Raw genomic sequence first — 19,838 nt, forward strand, 5'->3', positions numbered from 1 at the left:
CCTCCTCTGAATGGGTCTCGACAACTACATTCTAAACGAGGATTCTGCCTATGGCTCCCCCTTTTTTAGAGAACCTAGCATTTTACACAATTATATAGACTCAACTTCATTTCAACAGAATACCTGCAAAAGTGCAGTAATCTCACCATTTCAAACGGGATTCCGAGCCTACGTGTAAAAATAAATGTACTTTTGCAGTAATAGGCACCCGTCGGCTAACTGTATTTTAAATAGATGCACGTTTGCATCTATTTAAATCTTTTGCTGCAGACCAAGCCGTCATCGTTCGAGCTTCAGACGCGTTGTTGCTTACGCCTACTCATTGCTCCGAATAACCGCTTCGATCTGTTCCACCGTCGGCATCGCGTCGGAGCAGCTGTGGCTCGATACGACAATCGACGCCGCGGCGCTGCCGTATTGCTGGCACTTGCCGATGTCCCAGCCTTGCATCAGGCCGTAAATGAACGCTCCGGCAAACGAATCGCCCGCGCCGAACGTCTTCACGACTTGAGCCGGATACGTCCGGCCTTTGTACACGGCGCCGTCCCGCGTGTAAGCCGTCGAACCGTCGCCTCCGCGCTTGACGACAACGATTTGCGCGCGATGTCCGAGCCAGCGTTGCGCCGTCGCCCGGTCGCGGTTAGCCGCTGCCGTGCCCGCTTTCGCGGCATGCCTGGCAGCATCCACATTCGTGTCCGCTTTCGCCGCATGCCCGGCAGCATCCACATCCGTGTACGCTTTCGCCGCATGTCCGGCAGCATCCACATCCGTGTACGCTTTCGCCGCATGCCCGGCAGCATCCGCATCCGTGTCCGCTTTCGCCGCATGCCCGGCAGCATCCGCATCCGTGTCCGCATTCGCCGCATGCCCGGCAGCATCCACATCCGCGCCAGAACCGTCCAGATGCTCCAGCAGGTCGAACTCTTCGCGGCCGCCGAGAATGACGTCGCTTTTCTCCGCGACGAGCTTGCAATAAACGGCGGTTTCTTCCCGCGAAACCCACGTGTACGGCCGGTAGTCGATATCGAAAATAACGACTGTTCCGTGCTTCACCGCGAGGTCAACGGCATGAAGCGCCGCCTCCCGCGAAGGACTCTGGGCAAGCGCCGTGCCGGAGATCAAGATCGCTTTGGCGCTGCGAATGTACTGCTCGTCGATATCGCCCGGCTCGAGCTTCAAGTCGGCGACATTGTCGCGGTACATGAGAATGCTGCAGTCGGTCGGCGACTTGATTTCCGTAAACGCGAGGCCGGTTACGCTGCCGGATCGATCGGTGATCACATGGCTCGTATCGATTGCATTATCCTGCAAATAGCCTGTGATGAACCGGCCCATCGCATCGTCGGCGACCCGTCCGATAAAGCCCGCCCGCTGACCGAGACGAGCGACCGCGATCGTGATATTGGCCGGCGATCCGCCGACATATTTCGTAAACGTCCGGGTTTGCTCCATCGGACGGTGAATTTCATTGGCATTCAAATCCACGCACAGACGTCCGAGACCGATAAAATCAAGCGGTCGGCCGCCATCGAATTTCAGGCTGTTCATTTCGTCGCTTCGCTCCCTCCGTAAGGCTTCGGCATGAGCCATTCGTGCTTCGGATCGTTATAGAATTTCCACGTCCGGACCGGACCCGCCATGACGTTCAAATAATAGCCGTCATAACCCGGAGGCGCCGATACGGGATGGTAACCGCGAGGCACGAGTACGGCGTCTCCGTTCTGCACGGCGAGCGTCTCGTTCAGCGACAGGTCGTCCGTGTAGACGCGCTGCACCGCAAAGCCCTGCTCCGGATGAATGCGGTGGTAATACGTCTCTTCCAGCAGCGATTCGTTCGGCAGGTTATCTTGATCGTGCTTGTGCGGCGGGTAGCTGGACCAATGCCCTCCCGGCGTGAACACTTCCACGACAAGCAAGCTGTCCGCCGGCTGCTGCTCCGGCAGGATATTGTGCACCGTCCGTTCGATATGGCCGTAGCCGCGCAGCTCCACGCCGACGTCCTCCGGCGTAATCAGTCTCGCTTCGTAAGTTCCCTTGCCCGGCGCAAGGCATAACGCCAGCTCAATGGCCGTTACCGCCTTCAGCTCGATGCGGTCGCCGCTTGGCGCATACACGGAATACGGAGGAATTTTCTCGAATACGGACATGCGTCGTCCGATGCCGGACCAGCTCTTCGTGACCGTCGAGACGTCGGCGATGCCCGTAAGCAGTACGGCGCACGCTTCCTGATCTCCCGTCTCGAAGCTCCACGTCTGGCCCGGCTGCAATACGAACACCTCGAACCCGACATAGCTCCACCCTGCCGATTCCGGCGTAATCTTCAATACGCTGCCGTTCGCTTCAGGCGTCCGGGAGCTAGGCACCAACAGTTTTGACATGTCCATCCTCCTCCCCGCGGTTTGCGGAAGCCGACAGCTCGGCGATTTCTTCCAATCGAACCGGTCTGCCGAGCTGCAGCGATTGCTTCGCCGCATAAGCCGCCAGCTCGGCTTGCAAGCCGTCATAACCCGATACCGGCACGGGAGTGCCGTTCACGATGCAATCGATAAAATCTCTTGTTTCCTTCTCGTACGACTCGCGATAACGCTCGACGAAAAACAGCTTCGGCTTGTCCTGATAAACGCCGTCCGCCGTCACGAGCTTCGCCGTGTTCGTGTAGTCGTTCTGCACCGTCACGCAGCCGCCGGAGCCGAATACTTCAACCCGCTGATCGTATCCGTAAGCCGCTTTCCGGCTGTTGTCGATCATGCCAAGCGTGCCGTTGGCGAACGTCAGCGTAATAACGGCCGTATCGATGTCGCCCAGCTCCGCGAAGACGGGGTCGACGAATACGCCGCCTTTGGCGTACACTTCCACGATGTCGCTGCCGGCCAAATACCGCGCCATGTCGAAATCGTGAATCGTCATGTCCATGAACATGCCGCCGGAAACTTTGATATATTCCGGGCTAGGCGGGAACGGATCACGGGAAATGACTTTGATGATATGCGTTTCGCCGACCTGGCCCGTCTCGACCATTTCGCGCACGCGGCTGAAATTATGGTCGAACCTGCGGTTGAAGCCGACCTGAAGCTGAACGCCGGCGTCCTTGACCGCTTGGAGCGCCCGCTTCGTCTCTTCAAAACTGAAGCTGACCGGTTTTTCGCAAAAAATATGTTTGCCGGCATGCGCCGCTTCAATGATCAGCGGCACATGCGTGTCGGTGGACGAACAGATAAAGACGGCGTCGATGTCGGGATGGCCGATCACTTCCCGATAATCCGTGCTGACGTTCCGAATGCCGTAACGTGCCGCCCATTCGATGAGCTGTTCGTCTACATGGATGTCGGAGATCGCTGCGATTTGTACCTCAGGCAGCTTCGACACGTTTTCGATATGAAGCTTGCCGATCCGGCCGATGCCGATAATGCCGATGTTTACTTTTTTCATTGGAGCTCCTTCTTCACACGATCGATATAGTCTAACGCTTTGTTCGCGTATTCTACAGGTTCTGCGACCGCCGGATCCTGTTCCGCCTCGATAATGATCCAGCCGTCGTAGCCACGGTCCCTCAATTCGCGCAGAATCGGCCGAAAATCGATGCAGCCGTCGCCCGGAACGGTGAACAGCCCTTGGATGACCGCGTCGGTAAACCCGATGCCGTTCGCCCGTTTCCACTCCAGCACGTCCTTGCGCACGTCCTTCAAGTGAATGTATGCGATCCGGTCGTAATACGATTGAAGCAGCTCCAGCGGATCGCTCCCTCCGTAATAAGCGTGCCCGGTATCGTACAACAGGTGGACAAGCTCCGGATCGGTCGTTTCGACAAGCCTGCGGATATGCTCCCGTCCTTCGACGACGGTCTCAGCGTGATAGTGGTACACCAGTTTCATGCCATAATCACGGCAATACTGTCCGGCCGCATGCAAACCCTCGACCATATGCGACCATTCTTCGTCGGTTAGCGACGTCCGCCGCCCTCGCGGATCGGAGAACGCGTAGCTCGTCTCGCAGGTCACGACATGGCCGCAGCCCATTGCCCGCAAAAAGTCCGCATGCTCGCGAAACGCCTTCATCTCTTCCTCGCGCCGGTCCGGGTCGCTGAACATGACCGATTTCCACTGCGATGTCAGCACCATGCCCTTGTCCGCGAGCTTCTTCTTCAATTGGTCCACGTCACGCGGGAACTTGCGGCAGTATTCCGTTCCGAGAAAACCGAGCTGCGACATCTCCGTAAGCACGTCGTCGCACGTATAATGGTCGCCGATCGCAAGCACGTCCTCGTTGACCCAGTTAATCGCAGATATCCCCAGTTTGTAGCTCATGCGCAATCCCCCCTCGCCAATCGGCTCAAATTATCATTAATATTTTCGCGCTTCCTGCAGCCTTTGCTGAAGCTCCAAATACGATTCCTTTACCTTCTCGCTTTCCGAAACCTCCGCTACGCCGACGTGCCACCACGAATCGTATCCGTCCGTCATCGTGCCCGGCAGCACTTTAATATGGATCAGGGACGAAACCGTATCCTGCTTCGCTTGCTGCAGCGCAGCCAGCAGTTCTTGCTCGTTATGCGCGGTATATCCGTTCGCGCCCAAGCTGCGGGCGTGCGCGGCAAAATCGATCGAAAGGTATTCGCCGGTCAGGCGTCCGGTCTCCGGAGAACGGCGGCGGAATTCGTTGCCGAAGCTGCCGCTGCCGTGGCCGCGCTGCAAGTTGTGGATGCATTGGAAGCCGTTGTTGTCGAACAGGACAACCGTAATCTTCCGCCCTTCCTGCAAGCTGGTCACAAGCTCCGAATGCAGCATCAGGTAGCTGCCGTCGCCGACAACCGCATACACCTCGCGGTCGGGCTCGGCAAGCTTGATGCCGAGAGCGCCGGATACCTCGTACCCCATGCAGGAGAAGCCGTACTCCATGTGGTACGTCTTCGGCTGCTTCGTCCGCCACAGCCGGTGCAGGTCGCCCGGCAGACTGCCGGCCGCGCAAACGATGACGGCGTCTTCCGGCACGAAGGCGTTGAATACGCCGAGCGCGTGCGTTTGCGCGAATCCGTCCGGCCGCTCGAGCGTATACAGCCGATCAACCTCGGCGTCCCAGGTCGCCTTAAGCTGTGCCAGCTCGCCGTCGCCATAAGAAGCGGCGTAGCCGTCCGCGCTCAGCGCTTCGGTCAGCGCCGCAAGCCCTTCCGCCGCATCGGCGACGATCGCCGCGGCATTCAGCTTGATCGCGTCAGCGGCGCATACGTTAATGGAGACGAACTCGACGTCCGGATTACGGAAAGCGGCTTTCGACTCCGTCGTAAAATCGGACAAGCGCGTTCCGACGGCAATGACCAGGTCGGCCTCGTGCGCTAGGCGATTCGCCGCCGCCGTCCCGGTAACCCCTACGCCGCCGAAGCTGAGCGGGTGGTCCCATGCGATCGCGCTTTTGCCGGCCTGCGTTTCGACGACCGGAACGCCGAACCGTTCCGCGAATTGAACGAGCGCTCCCGTCGCGAGCGAATAATGGACGCCGCCGCCGCAAACGAGAAGCGGCTTTTTCCTGCCGCGGAATACAGCCGCCGCACGACTGATCGCCGTCATTGGCGCAGGCTTGCGGTCGATAGGGTGCACCCGCTTCGCGAAAAACTCGGCCGGGTAGTCGTACGCCTCGCACTGCACGTCCTGCGGCAAGCACAGCGTCACCGCACCGGTATCCGCCGGGTCGGTCAATACGCGCATCGCGTTCAGCGCCGCCGTCATGAGCTGCTCCGGCCGAACGATCCGATCCCAATAGCGGCTGACCGGCTTGAACGCGTCGTTCGCGGTCACCGTGTAATCGGACGGATATTCAATTTGTTGCAGTACGGGATCGGGCTGGCGCGAGGCAAAAATGTCACCTGGCAGGAACAGCACCGGAATGCGGTTCACCGTTGCCGTACCCGCCGCCGTCACCATATTGAGGGCGCCCGGTCCGATCGACGACGTGCAGGCATACGTTTGCAGCCGATTGCGCTGCTTGGCGAACGCTATCGCCGCATTCGCCATGCCTTGTTCGTTCTTGCCCTGAATCAGCGTCAGACCGTCCGCATCCTGCTCAAGCGCTTGCCCGATTCCGGTTACGTTGCCATGGCCGAAAATACCCATGACACCTTGAAAAAACTTATACTCCTGCCCGTCCAGCTCGACATACTGACGATCCATAAACTTAATCAATGCTTGTGCCATCGTAAGCGAAACCGTGCTCATTCCGTGTCACTCCTTTATGTAAATGCGATAAATTCCCGATGCTCGAAACAATCGAAAGCGCCTCCCCCGAACGACATATGCGATCTTTAGGTTAAGCGCTTTCCCTAACCGTATTCTATCTCAGTACGATTATATTTGTCAATCGTCTCTTTATGCCGTGCCGCGACGTGCCGCCGGTTGCATAATCCGTTGTGGGACTAGGCATATTATAGCAATAACTCATTCTTCCATATGATGGAGCACGCCATTATGCCGAAACTGCGAAGCTTGTTTTCCCAACTGCTCAAAAATCGCATGGCCCAGCACGACCGCAGCAAGCCGGTTCCGGGGCCCCCCAAGGAGAAGCCCACGCTCGCATTTGCACTGGACGAATTTGCCGACTGCGCGGATTTAAAGCATCGGACGTATCCAAACTTGCATGTGGACGTGCTCTATTTCAACCATTTGATCGACGTTGAAAGACTGATGGACGATGTTCTGAACCCGTTGTTTCATGATCTGGAAAATGGTGACGGGTCTCCGGAGTTTGCCAATCTTAAAGAAATTAAGGAATGCGAGCCTCTGGTTGACGGCATCTTATCCGGAAAAGCGGCGGTATTTTACTTGGACCGGGTATTTTTGGCAGACGTGTACGGCCCTCCTTCCCGCTCCATTGAACAATCGGAAACGGAAACGGTCATTACCGGCCCTCATGATGCATTCGTGGAGCAAGCGGAAACGAACCTGTCGCTAATTCGCCGGAGGCTCAAAAGCTGTCACCTGAAAATCATCAAGCTTTCCGTCGGCGAAATTTCGAAAGCGGACGTTTTTATCATGTATATCGACGGCATCGCCAATCCCGCTTTCGTCCAAACGTTGATTGAGCGGATCCGGGCCGTCGAAATCGATGCGGTACACGATACGAACATGTTGATTCAATGCATCGACGATAACCCGAATTCGGTATTCCCGCAATTTTTGCCGACAGAACGCCCTGACGCGGTTGCGTCCAAGCTTGTATCCGGAAGAATCGTCGGCATGATGGAAGGCAGCCCCACCCTGTTTTGCGCACCGACCTCCTTCTTCGAGTTTTTTTCTTCCTCCGACGATTATTACCAGAGGTGGATTCTCGGCACGGCTACGCGCGCGCTGCGTTTTTTGGCGTTTATCATTACAATCACCTTTACGGCGTTTTATGTTGCCATCACGACATATCATTATGAGATGATTCCCGAAAGCCTGCTGATCACTATATCCGAATCCAGAAGCAGAGTGCCTTTTCCTCCCTTGTACGAAGCGCTGCTCATGGAAACGACGATCGAGCTGCTGCGGGAGGCGGGCGCGCGCCTGCCGACGAAAATCGGCCAAACGATCGGCATCGTCGGCGGTATCGTCATCGGACAGGCCGCCGTACAAGCCGGATTTACGAGCAATATTTTAATTATCGCCGTTGCGTCGTCCGCCATCGCATCCTTCGTCATTCCGAGCTACATCATGAGCGCATCCATTCGCCTGATCCGTTTCGGATTGATTATGCTTGCAGGCTTGTCCGGCAATTTCGGCCTTATGCTCGGCATCACGGCGACCGTCATTCACCTGTCCGGCCTAACGAGCCTGGGCACCTCTTATTTGAATCCGGTAGCGCCGTTCCGGTTCGAGGATTGGAAGGACGTCTTCATCCGGGCGCCGTTCTGGTCGATCAAGAAGCGTCCGACGCTGCCTAAACCCGAAAATAAAAATCGCAATAAAATGGTCAAGTAGAAATGGGGCGAGCACATGTCCGAAAAACTGAATCCTTTCCATCTCGGCATCTTGTGCTTTATGACCCAAACGGGAGTTGCCGCTTTCAGCCTGTCGCAGGTGCTGGCTCAATATTTCGGAACGAACGGCTGGTTGGCATTGATCTTGATCTCGCTGGTCGTGACTTTCAATATTTATTTAATCTCTCTCGTTTACCGATGGGGGGAGGGCAGATCGATCTTCGACATCCTTGAACAAGCCGTTCCCAAAATTATTTTAGTCCCTATTTATATCGGACTGGTCTCTTTATGGGCCATTATCGGCAGCCTGGTTTCCAAGCAATACCTTCTCCTCTACCAAATGATTTCATTTCCGACCACATCGCCGATGTTATTTAAACTGTTTCTTGATTTTGTCGTCATGATGCTGCTCATGAAAGGCCTGCAGGCGATCTCAAGAGCTTCTACCATTTTTTTCTGGCTTATCGTTTGGATGTTTTTTCTGCTATTTTTTTTTATACCCGAAATTCGTCTCGTAAGATACACGACCCATATATTCCAGGACGGGGAGTCTTGGTCCCAAGGAGCGTTAGCCGTGTACTTTTCGTTTCTAGGTTATGAATTGTTAATGGCGCTGTTCCCCTACATCGAGCGAAAAACTTCTTTTTTTAAAAGCGTGTTCTGGGGCAACTTCGGCGTTACGCTAACCTATTTGTCGTTCAGCATCGTGGCGTTCGGTTTTTTTAGTTTGGGGCAGTTAAAAATGCTGATATATCCTTTAATGGACATGCTGGCCTACATTCGGCTTCCGTTTATCGAACGCCTAGAAAACTTGTTATACGGGTTTATTCTATTCACGACGGTCATCACCATCGTTATGTTCTGGTTTGCCGCTTTGGAAACCAGCATGCGCCTTTTTGCAAAAGGCAGGAAAAAGTTAATCGTCTTCATCATCGTGGCCGGCACCTACATCATTTCCTTCATACCTGACTCGCTTCCCGATGTCCAAAATTGGCTGAAACTGTTTGGCACCGTTGAAACGATCCTTTCCTTCGGATTGCCCCTCGCCTTAATCGTCCTGCTTAAGTTCGAGCGAGCCAAAGGAGGGCGTCAGCATGCGCAGCGGTAAGAAGACCGCCATCCTGTTCATGATGCTTGCAGCCGTTCTGACCGGGTGCGGCGACCAACGCGTACTGGAGAAGCTCGGGTTTACGCAAACGACGGCCTACGATTTATTGCCGGGTCATAAATTGAAGGTGACCAACAGCATTCCCAAAACGGATCCGAAGGCAAAAACGGCAAGAGAAGTATTGACAACGATCGCTACGACCAGCAAAGAGGCAAAAATTCACTTGTCGAAGCAAACGGATCGTCTGCTTGTCAGCGGACAAATGCGAAATGCGCTACTCAGTATCGACTTGGCCAAACAAGGCATATGGGATTATATCGATACGTTGATCCGCGATCCGTCCATCCCTTCGCGGGTGAAGGTCGTTATCGTCAACGGAAACGCAGGACGTTTGTTATCCAAAGATTACGGGCAGCACCCGAGAACGGGGCAATACATCGACCGGATGCTGGAAAAAGAAGCAAAAGCCCATGCCATCCCCAAAACGTCGCTGTTCAAATTTACCCGGGATTATTACGATGAAGGGATTGATCCTGTCGCGCCATTGATCAAGGAAGGCAAAAGTAACGTTTTGATCGACGGGGTCGCTCTTTTTGCGAAGGATAAATATGTCGGTCGAATCGGAACCGACGATACGATGTTTTTTTCATTGCTGTATGATGATTTTAAAAGCGGAGATATCAACTTTAATCTAGGGCGCAGCAAAGGCAAACCGGAAACCGTCATGTTCAGCTATTTGGTCAATAAAAGAAAAATACGGATACACCGGGACAACACCGGAAAACTTCACGCCACAATCGAAATCAAAATAAAGGGGACGGTTCTTGAATATACCGGCGGATTGCACCTTAGCCGAGATCAAGACCTCCGGTCATTGGAACGAAAAACGTCGGAGCATGTTAACCGTAACGCCGAACGGCTGATCAAGCTGATGCAAAAGCATAAAGTCGACAGTTTAGGGATCGGCCGATACGTACGCAACCATCTCAGCTATGCGGAATGGAAACAACTCGATTGGCGGGAAACTTTTCCTCAGGTTGACGTTCAATGCTTGTCCACCATCAAAATTACGAACTTCGGAAAATTCAAGTAAAGGGAATTGCAGGCGTGTGGGACATGAAAAAAAAAAAAAAACGAACCTCTTGAACGGCTAGAGGTCCGTTGAGGTCCGATTCTGAAGTTCGGTTGATTGTACAACCTGTTAGGCGCCGGTGCTTAACCGTTCCAGTGCCTTGTTCCAATCCGTTTCGCGCTCTAGCTGCCACAAGCGCCAGTAATGCCCTTTGCGCCGTATTAGCNATTGTACAACCTGTTAGGCGCCGGTGCTTAACCGTTCCAGTGCCTTGTTCCAATCCGTTTCGCGCTCTAGCTGCCACAAGCGCCAGTAATGCCCTTTGCGCCGTATTAGCTCTTCATGCGTTCCACGCTCGCGAACGTCCCCCTGGTGGAGGACGATGATTTCGTCCATTCGCTCAAGTCCCGACAGCCGATGCGTGATCCACAGGACGGCTTTGTCGTTTAGCAGATCGTTCATGTTGCCCATGAACGCCTGTTCCGTCAAGGGATCGAGCCCTGTCGCAGGCTCGTCGAATAAGACTGCCGGTGCTTGCCGGAGCAGCGCACGCGCCAGTGCGAGCCGCTGCCGCTCCCCGCCCGACAACCGGGCTCCCCATTCGCCGATCAGCGTGTCATAGCCATCGGGGAGCTGCTCAAGGGTGTCGTCGATCAGCGCCAAGCGAGCGGCTTGCCGCAATTCCTCGTCCGTCGCGTCCATTCGGCCAAGGCGCAAGTTCGCGGCGGCCGAAGCGTTAAATAGCTGCACGTTCTGCGAGACGACGGCGAAAGCCGACCGGACGGCGTCCGCTGGCAACTGGTGCAACTCCGCTCCGTTCAGCGTGATCGAGCCCTCTTCATACGTGCGCAGCTTCAGGAGCAGCTGCAGCAGCGTGCTTTTGCCCGCGCCGCTTTCGCCGACGATCGCCGTTCGTTTCCCTTGCCGCAACGTAAGCGACAAATTCCGGACCGCGTAAGGCTCATGATGGCCGTAGCGGAACGAAAGGCCGCTGATACGCGCTTCCCAGGCGGCGACTGGGGCGGCAGCATCGTTGACGGGCTGTGCTGAAGGAGCGCTGACGTTAGGGTCGGCCGGTGCGCTTGCCCGGTACGTCGCCCCGTCCGCCGGGCTGGCCGCTAGGCGCTCTTGCTGCGCCGCTGCGACCGTCGGGTTCGTCGCTGAGTTCGCAGCTGTGCATTCTTGTTGCGTCACTGCGTCCGTCGGGTTCGTCGCTGAGTTCGCAGCTGTGCATTCTTGTTGCGTCACTGCGTCCGTCGGTTCCGTCGCCGCTGTGTCCGTCGATTCTGGCGCCGGGTTCGCCGCCGCGCCACCCGTTGTTTCAGCCCGCGGTTTCGCCGCCGGCCCTGACACATGTGCCCGATCTGCCGCCTTCGCCGGCTGGCCGATCTCTCCGCGCCCGTCGGCGAGACGGAACAACCGATCGGCCGCCGACATCGTCTGGCTCAGCTGCTGGAAGGCGCCCGGCAGCGGAATGACCGCCTCGAAGCAAGCGAGCGCCATCATGGCCAGCGCCGGGATCGCGACCGCTCCGATGGAGCCGGCTTCGGCGAGATATACCGAAGCGAGCAGGACTAGCCACATCGCGAGGTGCGCCGCGGCCAGCATGCTGCCGCCCATATAGGCGCTGAGCTTGTTCTGCCCGGCCTGCAGGTCGTCCATGCGGGCTTGTGCCGCTCCGACCCGGTTCAGCCGGTCGGAAATCCGGCCGAAGACGGTGAATTCCTTCAAGCCTGCGACCAAATCGGTCGTTTCCGTATACAATGCCGCCCGTGTTGCGACGATGTCGGCTCCCCGCTGCCGGCCGAAACGGCCGCTCGCCCACGGGATGCCGACGCCTGCCGCCAGCATAACGCCAAGCAGCAGGAACGCAAGCCCGACATGATGGTAGGCCATCACCGCGAATCCAAGCACGCCGGTCATTACGGCAACGAGAGGCGGCGCCAGCACGCGCAAGTACAGGTTTTGCAGCTGCTCCACGTCGGACAGCATCGAGCCGAGCACGTCGCCGCTGCGGCGGCTTTCGAGCAGCGTTCCGCTCTGCGGCTCGAGCCGCTCGAACAGCCATACGCGGATGCGGTGGAGGATGCGGAACGTCAAATCATGCGAAGCGAGACGTTCGAGATACCGCAGGACGCCGCGCGAGATGCCGAAAAACCGGACGCCGACAATCGGCATCCAGAGCAGCAGCACCGTTTCCGGCCGAAGCACCGCCTTTGCGATCAAATATCCGGATGTGCCCATCAAACCGACGTTGGCGGCAACCGTCGCGAATCCAAGCAGCGCCGCAAGCGCCGTTCGCCCTTTGAACGGGCCGACGAATCGCAGCATGCGGAGGAGCGTTTCCTTCCACCGGGCGTTTCGGACATCCGCATCGTCCGGTTGGCCAATCGCTTGCAGATTGCCTGCGTCGACATCCGCCCGAGTTTCGCCATTATCAGCGGCCAACGGCACCTCACCGATACCGCCAACCACCTGCGGATTGCCCGTCTCGCTTACGGCTCGCGGATTGCCTGTGCCGTTAACCATTTGCGGATCGCCCATGCCGTCGACGGATCGCGAGGCACGCTCGCCCTCATCTGTGGCGGCCGCAGCATCCTCAGCCATCAGCTCGTTTCCATCGCTCTCCCCTTCGCATGTCCCATGCTCGGGCGGATTATCGCCGCCTTGATCGAGCTCATCGGCATGATACGCCTGCATCATCGCGGCGTATAATCCGCCTGCGGCGAGCAGTTCCGCCGGCGCTCCGGCTTCGGCGACTTTTCCTTCGGCGATGACGATGATGCGGTCGGCGCTGCGCACCGTTTCGAGCCGATGGGCGACCGTCACCGACATGCGATGCCGCAGAAGCGCATCCAGCCCGCGGCGCACGGCGGCTTCATGCACCAGGTCGAGCCCGGACGTCGGCTCATCGAGCAGCAGCAGCGGCGCTTTCTTCAGCATCGCCCGCGCGATCGCGATCCGCTGCGCCTGCCCGCCGGACAGCCGCACCGATTCGCCGACCTGTGTCTCGCATCCCGCCGGAAGCGAATCGATAAAATCCGCTCCGGCTGCGCGGACGGCTTCCGCAATCTCGGCTTCGCTCGCCTGCGGGCGGCCCATCGTCAAGTTGTCGCGGATGGTGCCGTGGTGCAGCCGCGTATGCTGCGCGACAGCCGACAGCTGCCCCCGCCACCAGTCCATCGACAGCTCCGCCATATCGATGCCGTTCACGAGAATTCGTCCTTCCGTCGGACGGACGAACCCTTGGATCAGGTCGAGGAGCGTGCTTTTGCCCGCGCCGGTCGGACCGATGACCGCAACCCGCTCGCCCGGCTCCAGCGTTAGCGTGATGCCGGACAATGCCGGTCGCTTCTCGCCCGGATAACATACGCTCACCTGTTGAAATTCGATCCGGTAACCGCGCGAACAGGCAGCCGGTTTGATCGCATCTTCCCGCTCCGCCCAGCCCGGCGACTCTGTCTCTAAAATCGCCAAAATCCGGCCCGCGGCGGAAATGCCGTTCGTGCTCGCATGGAATTGCGTGCCGAGCGCCCGAACCGGAGCGTAAAACTCCGGCGTCAGCAGCAGCACGAGAAACGCCTGCTCGAAGCCTATTTCTCCCTGGATGAGACGGAGCCCCAAAAACACGGCGACGATGGCCGTACTCAGCGTAGCGAATAGCTCCATGACGAATGCCGACAAAAACGCCAGCCTGAGCGTACCCATCGTCGTTCGGCGGTAATCTTCGCTCATACGGGCGATGATGCCGATTTGCGCTTTGCTGCGGTTGAACACCGTTAACGTCGGCAAGCCGCGCAGCACATCGAGAAAATGGCCGCCGAGCCGGCCCAGCGTTTTGAACTGCTTTTGGGCTTTCGATTTCGCCGCTACCCCGACCAAGATCATGAACAGAACGAGCAGCGGCAACGTAATCGCCAGCACGGCCGCAGACACGAGATCCAATCCGAGCACGACGCAAAATACGGCTGCGGGAATGAGCATCGACAACGCCATCTGCGGCAAATACCGGGCCAAGTACGCTTCCAGCTGTTCGACGCCCTCGTATACGGTGCCGATCATTTCACCGCTTCGCTCGCCCTTGGCGTAATTCGGGCCAAGCAAAGCCAGCTTGTGCATCAGTCTCTTGCGAAGATCGCTTTTGATCCGTAGCGCCATATGCGTCGAGGCATGTTCCCCCGCCGTCTGGATCGCCGCCCGCAGCAGCATCCAGCCGAGCAGCATGCCGAAGAGCGGCAGCAGCGAAACGAGACCTTCGCCTCGCAGAAACGCCCGATCGGCGATCTGCGCGATGCCGGCCGCTTCCAGAATGAGCAGTCCGCCCGCTGCCAAACCGAGCACGACGCTGATCGCGAACAATTTGCGGACGCCGCTAACTTGAAGGAACAATTTTTTCAGCATATCAATAATCCAAATGGTCGCTCGCGCTGACCCGTTTGCGGAACACCCAATACGTCCATGCCTGGTAAGCGACCACGAGCGGAACCGTCGTTAAGGCGACGATCGTCATCACTTCGAGTGTATACGTGTTGGATGCGGCATTATAGATCGTCAGCGACCAATCCGGGTTCAGCGAAGAAATCATGACGCGCGGATAGAGGGACATAAACACCGTAATTGTGGACAGCGTGATGGTCGTGCCCGTCATGACGAACGCCCAGCCGTCGCGGCCGGCCTTCAGGAAGAAATGTACCGACAGCAGCGCGATTCCAGCCAAGATCGGCACCATGCCGGGATTAATTCCTTCACGCGTAAACATGTCCGTTTCGAAATAGCTCAATATGACAAACAGAAACAGCGCCGCGCTCGTCCAAGCGCCGATCCGGTTCGCGAATCTACGTGCTCGTTCCTTTAATTCTCCTTCGGTCTTCAGCGACAGGAACAAGGCGCCGTGAAGCAGAAACAGCAGCACGATGCTCACGCCGGCCGTCACCGAATAAAGGGAGAGCAAATCCCAGAACGAGCCGACATAGTTCATGTTCGCGTCGATCGGAACCCCGCGCATCAAGTTCGCCAGCGCGACGCCCCACAGCAGCGGGGGCAGCAGGCTACCCGCAAATATAATGATGTCCCACATTTTTCTCCATCTCGGATTTTCGAGCTTGCTGCGGAATTCGAAGGCCACTCCTCTGCCGATCAATGCGACCAGCATTAGAAACAGAGCCATGTAAAAGCCGCTGAACAGAGTTGCATACCAGTTCGGGAAAGCGGCGAACATCGCCCCTCCCGCAGTAATGAGCCACACTTCGTTGCCGTCCCATACCGGGCCGATCGTGTTAATGTACACGCGGCGTTCGGTGTCCGTTTTGCCCAATATTTGCGAAAGCATGCCGACACCAAAATCGAAGCCTTCGAGAAAGAAAAAACCGACGAACAAAACGGTAATTAATACAAACCATAACGTTTCCATAGGCTGAACTACCTCGCTTTCCTGAGCATCCGAATCGCCCGTTATATTAAAGAGGAAGCCGTTGCATGCGCTTGGTCCTCCGCCGCCTCATCTTCGTCGTTATGCTTCCGGACGAAATGTACGACAAGATAGATGAATGCCGCTGCCAGCAATCCGTAAATGAGCGTAAACCCAATGAATGTCGTGGCTACCTCGCCGGTGGAAACGAGCGGTGAAACGCCATCTTCGGTTTTCTGCAAACCGAAGACGATCCACGGCTGCCTGCCGACCTCGGTCATGATCCAGCCCGCGGAATTCGCGATGTACGGCAGCGCAATGGCCGGAATCATCCATTTCAAATAAAAACGATACTTCTCCAAACGTCTCCGCGCGGCCAAGTATACGCCGAACAAGCTAAGCGCAATCATCAGCATGCCCGCTCCGACCATGACGCGGAAGCTCCAAAACGTCGTTCGGACCGGAGGAATGTAGTTGCCCGGACCGTATTTGTCCTCGTATTGCGCCTGCAGCTGGTTCATGCCCGGCACGCTGCCCTTCAGCTTATTGTAGGAAAGAATGCTGAGCGCGTACGGAATTTCTACCTGCATCGAGTTTTCCTTTTTCTGCGGGTCGATCCAAGCGAACACCGTCCACGGCGCGCTTTCGCCGGTCGTGTTCCATAGCGCTTCGGCCGCGGCCATCTTCATCGGCTGCGATTTCATCAGATGCTGCGCTTGATCGTGCCCTGACATCGCAACCATGAAGCTGGACAGCAGCGCCACGACGATGCCGATCGTAAACGATGCTTTGAACATGGCCGTTTGCTGCTTGCGCAGCAGTTTATAAGCGCTGATCCCGGTAACGAACAATGCGCCGGTTACTAGAGCGCCGAATATGACGTGCGGGAATTCCACCCACAGCTGCTTGTTCCCGAGCAAGGCGAAGAAATCGGTCATTTCCGCCCGGCCGTTGCGAATTTCGAAGCCGACCGGCTCCTGCATGAACGAATTGGCGCTCAAGATCCAGAGTGCGGATAACGTCGCGCCGATCGCAACGAGCCAAATCGATGCGAGATGCACCTTTTTCGGCAGCTTATCCCACCCGAAGATCCAGATGCCCAAAAACGTCGATTCGAGAAAAAAGGACACTAACGCCTCTACGGCCAGCGGCCCGCCGAACACCGCCCCGACGAAACGGGAATAATCGGCCCAGTTCATGCCGAACTGAAACTCCTGCATAATGCCTGTCACAACGCCGACGGCAAAGTTGAGCAGAAACAGCTTGCCCCAAAATTTCGCCATTTTTTTGTATTTATCATCGTTCTTAACCACGTACATCGTCTGCATAAAGGCAATCAAATACGCCGTGCCGACCGATAGAGGGACAAACAAAAAATGATAAACCGTCGTAACGCCAAACTGCCATCGTGCCAAATCCACTGCTTCCAAAAACAACGCCTCCCTTCATGTCGAACTCATTATATAAACAATCGGAAGACGTACATGTGATAAATCTCACATATGACGACTGCGAGGCGCATGGTAAGCAAAAAAACTCCTGCTCATAAAGCAGGAGTTGAATCATTCGGATGATTTGCATTCGTTCAAAACATCATTTTTGTTTTTTTGAGGGCTGATTGATTTGTTTCACGATTTGTTCCGTCGAGTCGCTTAGCGAAATTGTAATGGACTGCTGCGGCTGGTCGTCGGCGGATTGAAACAGCAATGTGGCCGTTTCCGGTTTCGTTTTTTCGTTTTTGCCCAGATCGCTTTTGATTTTATCGATCAATGCGGTAAGTTTTTCGGCTGAAGGCAGCACGCCGATCATGACGACGAGTTGTCCGGCCGCTTTTCCCGGCGGGACGGCTTTAGGCGGCGCGGATTTGGACGCGTCTCCGTTCTTGGCTTCGTATTTTTTCGTTACCGGATTCGGAAGCTTGCCCGCGGGCAACTCTTCTTTGGCGGCAAATGCGCTTAACGGGGCAAGTGCGGCGGCTAATACGGACATTCCTACAATCACTTTTTTCATACTGAATTCCTCCATTTGTTTTGTTCAAGGAGATCGAATGACGTCCTTTCCATCATCTCCTTGTTCTTAATGTAACTGCCCGATATGGATCAGAAATGGAGCCGATGTGAAGTTATCGTGGAGTTTGCGCGGATTCTCCGCGAATTTCGGCATGGAACAGGACGCCTTGCTCGGTATTGTTCAAGCTATAGTCGATGGAAAGGGCATCGAACGCTTTTTTGACAATATACAACCCCAATCCGCTTCCTCCCGAATTCCGGTTCCTTGATTTTTCCAGGCGGTAAAAGGGCTCGAATAATGCTGGCAAATGCTCTTGCCGAATGCGCGCTCCCGTGTTCAATACTTTAAAATCCAGCGTTCCGCGATCGTTCTTGTGCAATTGAACGAGCACTTGCGCCGACGGATTGGAATAGACAATTGCATTGTGGAGTACGTTTCTTAACGCTTTTTCCAACAAATCTTTGTCCGAATCGATATGGTGGCCGTTTTCGACTTCATGAATGACTTGTATCTGTTTATGATTGGCAAAATAATCGTGATCTCGGATCGCGGCGAGGATGATCGCGGATAAATGGATTGGTTCCAGCTTGGGCGTAAAAGCGGGGTGTTCCAGTTTGGAGATTTGAAGAATTTGCTGAACCATGCGCTCCATGTTGTCCATGATGGCATAAGATTTTTTCAGATACGCATTGCGATCTTTATACGCCCCTATTTCATAAATCATGCCTTCCAGCTGGCCTTTCACGGCCGTGATGGGCGATTTCAGCTCATGGGAAATGATGCCGAACAGTTCTCTTCGCTTGGCTTCCGCTTCGCGTTCCTTGACGATGTCGTGTTTTAATTTGTCGTTCGCGGCGGTTAATTCCCGCATCGTTCGCTCCAGGTTTGCCGACATTTCATTGAGGCTGTTCGACAGCTGGCCGATTTCGTCCGCGGAATGCAGCTCGATTTTTACCGTGAAATCCAGATTGGACATCTTCTTGGCCGCCTGATTCATAACAAGCAACGGCCTGGATATGATCTTGGAGAACACATAAGCTCCGCCGATCGAAATGACAATAATGAAAAGGCCGACATATGGAAGCAATATGAATAATACTTGAGAAGCCTCGTCGACGGGCTGCAGCGTCGCATGCGCCCGAAGCGTCATGACTCGGTCTTTGAAAGCAATCTCGGCCGTCACGGTATATTGTTGCGGAATCGGTCCCGGCTGCGGCGGCGTCGTCTCGGGATCGGACGGAACAGCGCCTTCGATGGAATTGCCGCTCAGGATGACCGTCCCTCCTCCGAGCTCGGGATAAATAAGTTGGCCGCGACGATCGATTAAAAACGGCAAACTGTTCGTTTTTTGAATAAATCGATCGATATGTATTTTGGCATCGGCATAATCGACGTCTCGGACTTCCTCGGCGAATTCCTCGACATGACGATCCAGCTGCGTTTTTTTGTAGTTTTCGTAAAACTTCGGAAGCCCAAAGTACAGCGCCGCATAAATGACCGCGGCGGAAACAAATAACACCAGCGAAGCCACGGCAAAAATTTTAAACGTGATGCTCTGGCGGCCGATCCATTGCCGGGGTTTATTCGTCAATTTTGTAACCTACTCCTTTCACCGTTTTGATATACGGCACGTTCAGTTTTTTGCGAATATTTTTAATGTGCGTGTCGATAATTCGCGTGTCTCCGTAGTAGTCGTATCCCCACAGCTTGTCCATCATGATTTCCCGGGTGACGAGCCTTCCGTTGTTTTCGAGCAGCGTCTGGACGATTTCGAATTCTTTCGTCGTTAACGCGACTTCGGCGCCATTCACATAAGCTTTGTACCGATCGCAATCGATTTCGAGTTGATGGAATTTTATCGTATTCCGATTGTCTTTCGAATGGCTCCGCCTAAGCACGGCCTCCACCCGTTTAATCAAGATATGGAACGAAAACGGTTTCGTAATGTAATCGTCAATTCCCGATTCGAAACCTTTCAACTGATCCTGCTCGTCTTCAAGCGCCGTCAGCATCATGATCGGGACGTTCGATCTGCCCCTTATCCACCCGGATACTTGATAACCGTCCAGCTTCGGCATCATAATGTCCAACAGGACCAGATCAAATTGAAAATCGTTAAACAGCCGGATTCCTTCCAGTCCGTCAGAAGCGACATGAACCTTGTAATCTTGCGCCGATAAAAATTCTTTGATCACTTCCTGGATATCTTGGTCGTCTTCCATGACGAGTATCCGATACGGCATCGTTTCACCTCTCCCAGGATTCCATTATAGCAAAGCGATCTGGAGTTGATGTG

14 protein-coding genes are annotated in these 19,838 nt (G+C 55.5%); 3 read left to right on the plus strand and 11 right to left on the minus strand.

Going from position 1 to position 19,838, the window contains the following annotated elements:
- Positions 1-315: 315 nt before the first annotated feature.
- The 5 genes from iolC to iolD are packed head-to-tail and all read right to left on the minus strand — an operon-like array spanning position 316 to position 6,206.
- Complete coding sequence (iolC, locus tag AC0LWM_RS30025) at positions 316-1,548, minus strand: 5-dehydro-2-deoxygluconokinase (protein WP_474678718.1); 1,233 nt, start codon at positions 1,546-1,548, stop codon at positions 316-318.
- The gene (iolB, locus tag AC0LWM_RS30030) at positions 1,545-2,378 is read right to left on the minus strand and encodes a 5-deoxy-glucuronate isomerase (protein WP_474678719.1); all 834 of its coding nucleotides are present in this window, start codon (positions 2,376-2,378) and stop codon (positions 1,545-1,547) included. Before iolB ends, iolC begins: the two co-directional genes overlap by 4 nt.
- Positions 2,356-3,429: an inositol 2-dehydrogenase gene (gene iolG / locus AC0LWM_RS30035; protein ID WP_474678720.1), complete on the minus strand. Its 1,074-nt coding sequence runs from the start codon at positions 3,427-3,429 to the stop codon at positions 2,356-2,358. The genes iolB and iolG overlap by 23 nt, the downstream gene beginning before the upstream one ends.
- Positions 3,426-4,304 (minus strand): myo-inosose-2 dehydratase, encoded by an 879-nt coding sequence (iolE, locus tag AC0LWM_RS30040; protein WP_474678721.1) that lies wholly within the window; start codon positions 4,302-4,304, stop codon positions 3,426-3,428. Before iolE ends, iolG begins: the two co-directional genes overlap by 4 nt.
- A gap of 36 nt (positions 4,305-4,340) precedes the next feature.
- A complete protein-coding gene (gene iolD, locus AC0LWM_RS30045; protein WP_474678722.1) occupies positions 4,341-6,206 on the minus strand; it encodes a 3D-(3,5/4)-trihydroxycyclohexane-1,2-dione acylhydrolase (decyclizing) in 1,866 nt (621 codons plus the stop codon).
- Positions 6,207-6,455: 249 nt separating this feature from the next.
- Here iolD and AC0LWM_RS30050 point away from each other — a divergent pair, with 249 nt between their 5' ends.
- The 3 genes from AC0LWM_RS30050 to AC0LWM_RS30060 are packed head-to-tail and all read left to right on the plus strand — an operon-like array spanning position 6,456 to position 10,146.
- Positions 6,456-7,946: a spore germination protein gene (locus AC0LWM_RS30050; RefSeq protein WP_474678723.1), complete on the plus strand. Its 1,491-nt coding sequence runs from the start codon at positions 6,456-6,458 to the stop codon at positions 7,944-7,946.
- Positions 7,947-7,961: 15 nt separating this feature from the next.
- A complete protein-coding gene (locus tag AC0LWM_RS30055; RefSeq protein WP_474678724.1) occupies positions 7,962-9,053 on the plus strand; it encodes a GerAB/ArcD/ProY family transporter in 1,092 nt (363 codons plus the stop codon).
- On the plus strand, positions 9,040-10,146 hold the full coding sequence (locus tag AC0LWM_RS30060) for a Ger(x)C family spore germination protein (protein WP_474678725.1): 1,107 nt from the start codon (positions 9,040-9,042) through the stop codon (positions 10,144-10,146). Before AC0LWM_RS30055 ends, AC0LWM_RS30060 begins: the two co-directional genes overlap by 14 nt.
- Before the next feature lie 219 nt (positions 10,147-10,365).
- Here the strand turns inward: AC0LWM_RS30060 and cydD are convergent, their stop codons facing one another.
- The 6 genes from cydD to AC0LWM_RS30090 all read right to left on the minus strand — a co-directional run bounded on the left by cydD (position 10,366) and on the right by AC0LWM_RS30090 (position 19,785).
- Entirely contained in the window at positions 10,366-14,526 is a 4,161-nt protein-coding gene (cydD, locus tag AC0LWM_RS30065) for a thiol reductant ABC exporter subunit CydD (protein ID WP_474678726.1), read from the minus strand.
- A 1-nt stretch (position 14,527) separates the two neighbouring features.
- Positions 14,528-15,535: a cytochrome d ubiquinol oxidase subunit II gene (cydB, locus tag AC0LWM_RS30070; RefSeq protein WP_474678727.1), complete on the minus strand. Its 1,008-nt coding sequence runs from the start codon at positions 15,533-15,535 to the stop codon at positions 14,528-14,530.
- 41 nt (positions 15,536-15,576) lie between these two features.
- Positions 15,577-16,962 (minus strand): cytochrome ubiquinol oxidase subunit I, encoded by a 1,386-nt coding sequence (locus AC0LWM_RS30075; protein ID WP_474678728.1) that lies wholly within the window; start codon positions 16,960-16,962, stop codon positions 15,577-15,579.
- Positions 16,963-17,125: 163 nt separating this feature from the next.
- Positions 17,126-17,542 (minus strand): hypothetical protein, encoded by a 417-nt coding sequence (locus tag AC0LWM_RS30080; RefSeq protein ID WP_474678729.1) that lies wholly within the window; start codon positions 17,540-17,542, stop codon positions 17,126-17,128.
- 112 nt (positions 17,543-17,654) lie between these two features.
- A complete protein-coding gene (locus tag AC0LWM_RS30085; RefSeq protein ID WP_474678730.1) occupies positions 17,655-19,133 on the minus strand; it encodes a HAMP domain-containing sensor histidine kinase in 1,479 nt (492 codons plus the stop codon).
- Positions 19,123-19,785: a response regulator transcription factor gene (locus AC0LWM_RS30090; RefSeq protein WP_474678731.1), complete on the minus strand. Its 663-nt coding sequence runs from the start codon at positions 19,783-19,785 to the stop codon at positions 19,123-19,125. The genes AC0LWM_RS30085 and AC0LWM_RS30090 overlap by 11 nt, the downstream gene beginning before the upstream one ends.
- Between the last annotated feature and the right edge of the window lie 53 nt (positions 19,786-19,838).

This window comes from Paenibacillus sp. sgz302148 (assembly GCF_056120465.1).